The organism is Azonexus sp. (assembly GCF_030824335.1).
In the GTDB taxonomy this organism is placed as follows: Bacteria; Pseudomonadota; Gammaproteobacteria; order Burkholderiales; family Rhodocyclaceae; genus Azonexus.
This window is the reverse complement of the sequence record NZ_JAVBXX010000013.1, coordinates 140,916-148,388: the sequence shown is the minus strand read 5'-3', so window position 1 is coordinate 148,388 and position 7,473 is coordinate 140,916. Positions and strand designations below refer to the sequence as shown.

The following is a 7,473-nucleotide window of genomic DNA, read 5'->3' as shown; positions in this document are numbered from 1 at the left end:
GTTTCGTGGATGTTCTTGCCGGTGGACAGGTCCATCACCGTGTCGCCGCCCCAGCGGATCGACCAGGTCATTTTCTCGACTTCTTCCTGAATGCTGGAGCCGAGCGCCGAGTTGCCGATGTTGGCGTTGATCTTGGTCAGGAAGTTGCGGCCGATGATCATCGGCTCGCTTTCCGGGTGGTTGATGTTGTTCGGAATGATGGCGCGGCCACGGGCGACTTCGCTACGGACGAATTCCGGCGTGATTTCTTCCGGGATGCTGGCGCCGAAGCTTTGACCGGGATGCTGGCGGCCGAGCAGCTTGGCCATTTTTTCGCCCATCGGGCCGGTCGACCGCAGCGATTCAATATAGGCGCGGCGATTGAGGTTTTCGCGGATGGCGACGTATTCCATTTCCGGCGTGATGATGCCTTGACGGGCGTAATGCATCTGCGAGACGTTGGCGCCAGCCTTGGCACGACGCGGCTTGCGGTGCAGGCCGGGGAAACGCAGTTCATCAAGACTGGCATCGGTGGCACGCTTGCGGCCGAATTCGGAACTCAGGTCCGGCAGCGCTTCGGTGTCGCCGCGCTCTTCGATCCATTGCGCGCGCAATGCCGGCAGGCCGGAACGGATGTCGACCTTGACCGCCGGATCGGAATACGCACCGGAGCAGTCATAAACATAGATCGGCGGATTCTTTTCGCCGCCCATGCCGGTCGGGGTGTCCGACTGGCTGATTTCACGCATCGGCACCAAGACATCCGGACGCGAGCCTTCAACGTAGATCTTGCGGGAATTGGGCAGCGGCTGGATAGCGGCCTCGTCGACGTGGGCATTGGCGGCGAGGAAGGTGTCTTTGGCGTTCATGAGTGCTCCATGCGGGGTCTGCGGGGTAAGGCGAGCAGGGTAAGACGGGCAAGGAGCGATCTGGTTCCAACGGCAGACTTCGTTTCCCTACGACGGCATGACCCGGTCAGGTTCGAAGGGTATTTCTCAGTCGACCGCAATATTCCGGAAAATAGCGGGTGACACCCCTAACGATTGGGCTGCAAGGTACTGGAAACACAGGCAAAATGCAAGAAATGCCAGTGTCGGCTCAAGATTTCTCGAATCGAGTCGAAATAGCCCCGGCAACCCTGTGAATATAAAGAAAAGTGTGAGGTACGCGAGATGCGTTTGAGGACCATTGCCATCGTGCTGGCCTGTTTGCCCTGGGCGGCAACGGCAGCGCCAAGCTGGCAGAATATTTCTGCCGAATCCGGTCGGCGCATCGAACTCGACCGCAGCACGATGAAACGCGAAGGCAATAACGTCGAGGCCCAGAGTCGCGTGACCCTGGATCGCGATCTGGTCGATAGTCGCACCGGCTCTTCTTACCGGATCATCGAAGCAGTGACGCGTTACGATTGCTCGACGCGTAGCGCTCGTACAATCAAGCGGACTTACAAGCCCAACGAGAAGGAATCTCTGCGCGAAGAAGATGTGCCTGGCGTCGAGTTACCGGTGCGCAGCGGCACGCTTGATGACCGCGTGTTGCGCGAAGTATGCCGCCCGCCCAAGGAAAACCAGGCTGAACTGGTCGAGAAGGCAAACGAGGCGGCCAGCAAGTTGAAGCAGGCCAACGAAGCCATGCTTAAACAGGAAATGGTCAAGGCGCCAAAATCCGGGATGGTCAAGACTGCGGATGCCAAGCCTGCTGCGGCGACGCCAAGTGCAGCACCCGCTGCCGAGACACCGAGCGCCCCGATTCCCTCCATTCGTCCCAACCTCAAGGCTGCAATGGAAAACGCGGCGCCAGCCGCGCCGGGCCCAGCCTCGGCTGCGCCAAGCGCACCGGAGAAACCGGCGGCGACTCCGCCCAAATCCATCAATGTGCCTGTCGGCACCACGCAAACCGTGCGCAACAGTGCGCCGAGTCCACGTCCTGCACCGCGGCCGGTGCTCCGGGAGGCCGCTGCGCCCGCACCTGAAAAAATCAAATTGCCCAAAGGCCATTGGGAATACGAGGGCGAACACGGCCCGGAGCACTGGGCCAAGCTTGATCCTCGCTACAGACTCTGCGGCAGTGGCACGCGTCAGTCGCCGATCGATATCCGCGACGGTAGCAAGGTCGATCAGGAAGTCATCCGCTTCGACTATCGTCCCAGCGGTTTCCGCATTGTCGATAATGGCCACAGCGTCTCGGTTGGTGTCAATGACAACAGTTTTTCGCTGACCGGCAAGACCTATACGCTGGAGGATATCCATTTCCATAGTCCGGCTGAAATGTTGGTCGATGGTCAGCGTTTCGACATGGCGATCCATCTGGTCCATCGTGCCAAGGATGGCAGTCTGGCGGTCGTCGATGTGATGCTCGAACGCGGTACCGAGCATCCGGAATTGCAGCTTCTCTGGAATTACATGCCGATGGAAAAACACAAGCCGCAACAACCGCCCGGCGTGCTGTTCAATCCATCGCGCCTGCTGCCGGATTATCGCAATTACTATAGCTTCATGGGTTCCCTGACGACTCCGCCATGTACCGAAGGTGTGTTGTGGCTAGTCATGAAGAAGCCGATGCAAGTGTCCGATGAGCAAATCCGGATGTTCCGTCGCCTGTACCAACATAACGCCAGACCGGTACAACCTGTCGGTGACCGGCTGATCAAGGACGGGCGCTGATTTTCCGTGCGCGGCGCCTGAAAATGGCGCTTTGCCGGCGCACTGAGTGAAATCCGGACGGATTTCTTGTCGTGAATCGCCTACAGTTGCGCTGGAGGCGATGTGTCGCTCGGGTATAATTTTGTTTTGTTGGAACCTAAATATTAGCGTATGCTAATGTAAAGTCTGCGGAGACCTCCATGAATATCGAACAAGCGCGCTTCAACATGATCGAACAGCAGATTCGCCCCTGGGAAGTGCTGGACCCCAAGGTGCTCGACCTGCTTTTTGTCGTCAAGCGCGAAGACTTCGTTCCTGCTGCATATCGCAATCTCGCTTTTGCCGACATGGAAATTCCGTTGGGTGAAGGTCAGGTCATGCTCGCGCCGCGCGTCGAAGCCCGCCTGTTGCAGGAATTGACCGTGCGCAAAACCGACAAGGTTTTGGAAATCGGGACGGGGAGCGGTTACATGGCGGCCTTGCTGGCCGCGCGTGCGGAACATGTGATCAGCCTTGAATGCCGTCCTGAACTCGCTGAATTTGCCCGCAACAACCTGCAGCGCGCCGGGGTTGAAAACGTCACCGTTGAATGTGCCGATGGTATTCGCGGTTGGGTGCAACGTGCACCATTCGACGTGATCATCCTTTCCGGCGCCGTGCCGGAAGTCCCCGATGCCATCCTCAAGCAACTCCGGGTTGGCGGTCGTCTGGCCGTTGTGGTGGGTGCCGCGCCGGTGATGGAGGCACAACTGATTACCTGTGTCGCCGAGGGGGTATTCAATACGGTCAACCTGTTTGAAACCGTCATTCCTGCGCTGGATGGCGCAGCAGCCAAGAGCGACTTCATTTTCTGATGCAGCAACTCGGGACCATCCAGCTCGCCGCGTGGCTGGCCGATGCCAATCGGCCCAAGCCCCTGCTGCTGGATGTCCGGGAGCCTTGGGAAGTGGCGCTCTGCGCTATCGAAGGATCGTTGCCCGTGCCGATGCACACCGTTCCGGTGCGCTGCGACGAAATCGATTCAGCGCGCGATGTTGTGGTGATTTGTCATCACGGTGGGCGCAGCATGCAGGTCGCCATGTTTCTCGAACGCAAGGGGTATTCCTCGGTATTCAACCTTCAGGGTGGCGTCGAGGCTTGGGCCTGCGAAGTCGATCCCGGCATGACCCGATATTGAGGAAAGCATGAAAAAAATTGCCTGGCTTCTAGCCTGTCCGTTATTTGCATCACCGGTTTTTTCTGCCGATCTGATGCAGGTTTATCGGGATGCCCTGATCAACGATCCCGTCTTCGCGGCCGCTCGCGCTTCGCTGGATGCAGGTCGGGAGAAGGCCCCGCAGGGGTTGTCCGGCCTGCTGCCCACCCTGTCGGCTTCCGGCAATACGGCCTGGAATGACGCAGATAGCAACCCGCGCAATAATCCTGAGCTGAAGACCCGCAGCGAGTACAACACGCACGCTTATCAACTCACTTTGTCGCAGCCGCTGTTTCGCTGGCAAAACTGGGTGGCTTACGATCAGGCCAAGTTACAGGTAGCCCAAGCCGAAGCCGGTTTTGTCCAGGCGCGTCAGGATTTGATCTTGCGGGTCGCGCAGGCTTATTTCGATGTTCTCAATGCCAGTGAAAACCTGTCGGCCGTGCAGGCCAACAAACAGGCGATTGCGCAGCAACTTGAGTTGGCAAAGAAAAGTTTTGAGGTAGGTACGGCAACCATCACCGATACGCACGAAGCTCAGGCTCGTTTCGATCTGGTCATGGCCCAGGAAATTGCCGCAGAAAGTGAACTGGAAATCAGGCAGCAGGCGCTGCAGGTGCTGGTCGGCAAGGATGCCGGGCCGCTGGCTGCCCCGCGCAAGGATGCCGAACTGAATCCGCCGGCACCGAACAAGCTGGCCGACTGGGTGAGTGCCGCCGAAACCGGCAGTTTGACGGTGCTGATCCAGCAGGCGCTGGCTGAAATCGCGGCGCGCGAAGTCGACAAACAACGCGCCGGGCACTATCCGACGCTTGATCTGGTAGCCAATCAGGGGCGTGCCAAGTCCTTCACCAGCAATTCGATTGGTGCGGTTGATACGGATTTTCGCAATGTCGGCCTGCAACTGAATATTCCGCTGTTTCAGGGGGGGCAGGTGACCTCCCGCCAGCGTGAAGCGGCTGCCAACCGTCTGGTTGCGCAATCCGGTCTGGAAGCTGCCAAGCGTAATTCGGCACTGGCTGCCCGCCAGTATTATCTCGGGGTGACCAACGGTCTGGCCCAGGTGCGCGCCCTGAAAGCTGCCCTGGTTTCATCGCAGTCGGCGCTGGAATCCAACAAGCTGGGCTACGAAGTCGGGGTGCGCATCAATATCGATGTGCTGAATGCCGAAAATCAGGTTTATGTCACCCGTCGCGATCTGGCCAAGGCCACGTTTGATACGCTGATGGCTCAGTTACGCCTGAAGGCAGCGGTTGGCGCGCTGGGCGACGAGGACGTGCTGCGCATCAATGCCCTGCTGGTTGAGCCGGGTTCGGCGCCGAATTCATTCCAGAGTCGCGCTCAATAAGCGACAAGGTACGCCGCGTTGCCCCGCGGTGGGCTGTGGCAAATTCGATGGCCGCCTGTTGCATGGCGGCCAGTTCTTTTGTGCTCCTGCTTTTTGCGTTCAGCAGGCGGTCGACCGCAACAATCAGGGCATCAGGATCACTGACGCGCAACGCAGCACCTGCGGCGATGGCATCTTCGGTGGCGCGCAGGAAATTGAAGGTGTGCGGGCCGACCAGCACCGGGCAGTGACAGGCTGCCGCTTCGATAAGATTCTGTCCACCCAGTGCCAGCAAACTGCCACCGATGAAGGCCAGGTCGGCCATGGTGTAATAAGCGGCCATTTCCCCCATGCTGTCGCCCAGCCAGACTTGCGTTGCGTTATCCGGTAAGCCCTGGCTGCGCCGGACATATTTGAACTGCTGGGTTTCCAGCAAGGCCGCGACATCAGCGAAGCGCTGCGGGTGGCGGGGAACCAGGACGAGCAGGCACGATGGCCCGCCGTGGCGGCGCCAGGCATCGAGGATCAGGGCTTCTTCGCCCTCGCGGGTGCTGGCGGCAAGCCATACCGGTCGATTGCCAATGGCGCTGCGCCATGTCTGGCCTAGGGCCAGGCGTTCGCTTGGCGGCAGCACGTCGAATTTCAGATTGCCGCAGACTTCGACAGTACGTGCGCCGAGCGCGCCAAGGCGTTCGGCATCGGCTGCCGTCTGGGCGGCGACGCTGGTCAATGCAGCGAAGGCCGGACGGACGAGCGCGGCGATGCGCCCGTAGGATTTCGCCGAGCGGGCCGACAGACGGGCGTTGACCAGCAGCACCGGGATGTTCCGGCGCTGGGCACTGGCCAGCAGATTGGGCCAGATTTCCGTTTCCATCAAGACGCCGAAGTCCGGGGAAAAGTGGCGGAAAAAGCGGTCGACCGCACCCGGCAAGTCGTAGGGCAGATATGCCTGAATCACCCGGTCGCCATAGACCTCATGGCCGGTCGCCCGACCGGTAGGCGTCATGCCGGTGAGCAGGATGCGATGGCTCGGCCAGCGCGCCTGCAAGGCGTCAATCAAGGGTTGTGCGGCGCGGGTCTCGCCGACGGAAACGGCATGCAGCCAGATGGTCGGCTGTTTTTCCGGGTTTTTCCCTTGTTGACCGTAGAAGCCGAAACGTTCGCCGATGTTTTGCCGGTATTCCGGTTGTTTTCTCCCCCGCCAGAACAGGCGAAGCAGGATCAGCGGCGTCAGCAGATAAAGCAGCAGGCTGTAGGCGAAGCGCGGCATCAGAGCGACTCCGGTTTCATCGCCTGCGCTATTTCCTCCAGTACCGCAGCGGCGGTCGGGCATTGGCCCTTGCCGCCGAGGTTGCGATGAAAGCCGGTGCCATAGACCCCGGTCAGGCCCGGCTCGGTCGCCGTGTAGAGCGCAACGGTCGGCACCTTGAGGGCAACCGCCAGATGCGTCAGCCCGGTATCGACACCGACGACGGCCCGTGCGCCCGCCAGCAAGGTGGCGAGCGCGTCAATGCGCATCGGCGGGGCGGCCAGTGCATTCGGCAGCGCCGCGGCCAGACGGGCGGCGCGCTCGCGTTCGACCGGGTTGCCGGCGGGCAGCACGGCACACAGACCAAGCTGCGCCAATTGCTCGCCGAGGGCGATCCAGTGGCTTTCCGGCCACAACTTGTCGTCGCGACTGGTGGCGGTCAACAGCACGACATAGGGTACGTTTTTGTGTGTGCCAGACAACCAATCCAGCGCCAGGGCGGGGGCGGTGATGCCGTAATCGACTGCATTGTCCACGCCATAGCCGAATGCCGCAGCGCCCAGCAGGCGATTCCGCAGTACGGCGTGCAGGTTCTTGTCGACGGAAAAATGCCGGTCGTAAAAGCGTGCGGCCAGCGGTTCGCGTGCCGAGTCGGCGGCGTAGCCGGCAAGCGGCCCATGGGCGCGGCTGGCCAGCAGGGCGCTTTTGGTCAACCCCTGCGTATCGAGAATGGCATCGTAAGTCCGTTCCCGGATGGCCCGCTGGAACGCGGCCATTTCACGCCAGGTGGCGCCTTGCCATAAATGCTTGCGCCAGCGCCGGACAGCCACCGGAATGATCCGGTCAACCGCTGGATGTAGCCGGGGAATCGCCGCGAAACTCTCTTCGACGCACCAGTCGATGCTGGCCTGCGGAAAATGCCGGCGAAGGTCGCTGGCTACCGGCAGGTTGTGAATGACATCGCCGAGCGAAGATGTTTTTACTAGCAGGATGCGCATCGGCGAAAAACGGGTGGCTGGTGAAGGCGCAATTATAGAACGCCAAGCCGCACAGACCCCTTTGGCGCATTTCCCCGGATGCC

At 60.5% G+C, this 7,473-nt stretch carries 7 protein-coding genes and 1 riboswitch; of the genes, 4 read left to right on the top strand and 3 right to left on the bottom strand.

Annotated elements, in window-relative coordinates:
- The coding region (locus RCI20_RS10015) for a phosphomethylpyrimidine synthase ThiC (RefSeq protein WP_306605023.1) at nt 1-848 on the bottom strand (848 nt) is incomplete at its 3' end.
- Between the two features lie 67 nt (nt 849-915).
- Nucleotides 916-1,027, bottom strand: a riboswitch (TPP riboswitch).
- A gap of 124 nt (nt 1,028-1,151) precedes the next feature.
- On the opposite strand from RCI20_RS10015, the gene RCI20_RS10010 reads away from it, so the two are divergent.
- The 4 genes from RCI20_RS10010 to RCI20_RS09995 all read left to right on the top strand — a co-directional run bounded on the left by RCI20_RS10010 (nt 1,152) and on the right by RCI20_RS09995 (nt 5,164).
- The gene (locus tag RCI20_RS10010) at nt 1,152-2,642 is read left to right on the top strand and encodes a carbonic anhydrase (protein ID WP_306605021.1); all 1,491 of its coding nucleotides are present in this window, start codon (nt 1,152-1,154) and stop codon (nt 2,640-2,642) included.
- A 179-nt stretch (nt 2,643-2,821) separates the two neighbouring features.
- Nucleotides 2,822-3,475, top strand: coding sequence for a protein-L-isoaspartate O-methyltransferase (locus tag RCI20_RS10005; RefSeq protein WP_306605019.1), 654 nt, complete (start codon nt 2,822-2,824; stop codon nt 3,473-3,475).
- On the top strand, nt 3,475-3,798 hold the full coding sequence (locus RCI20_RS10000) for a rhodanese-like domain-containing protein (protein ID WP_306605017.1): 324 nt from the start codon (nt 3,475-3,477) through the stop codon (nt 3,796-3,798). The genes RCI20_RS10005 and RCI20_RS10000 overlap by 1 nt, the downstream gene beginning before the upstream one ends.
- Nucleotides 3,799-3,805: 7 nt before the next feature.
- Nucleotides 3,806-5,164, top strand: a complete 1,359-nt coding sequence (locus tag RCI20_RS09995; RefSeq protein WP_306605015.1) for a TolC family outer membrane protein — start codon at nt 3,806-3,808, stop codon at nt 5,162-5,164.
- Here RCI20_RS09995 and waaA read toward each other — a convergent pair.
- Together waaA and waaC are read right to left on the bottom strand one after the other, a co-directional pair.
- A complete protein-coding gene (gene waaA / locus RCI20_RS09990) occupies nt 5,103-6,416 on the bottom strand; it encodes a lipid IV(A) 3-deoxy-D-manno-octulosonic acid transferase (protein ID WP_373691510.1) in 1,314 nt (437 codons plus the stop codon). The two genes, RCI20_RS09995 and waaA, sit on opposite strands and share 62 nt — an antisense overlap.
- On the bottom strand, nt 6,413-7,390 hold the full coding sequence (waaC, locus tag RCI20_RS09985; protein ID WP_306605011.1) for a lipopolysaccharide heptosyltransferase I: 978 nt from the start codon (nt 7,388-7,390) through the stop codon (nt 6,413-6,415). Before waaC ends, waaA begins: the two co-directional genes overlap by 4 nt.
- Nucleotides 7,391-7,473: the final 83 nt, after the last annotated feature.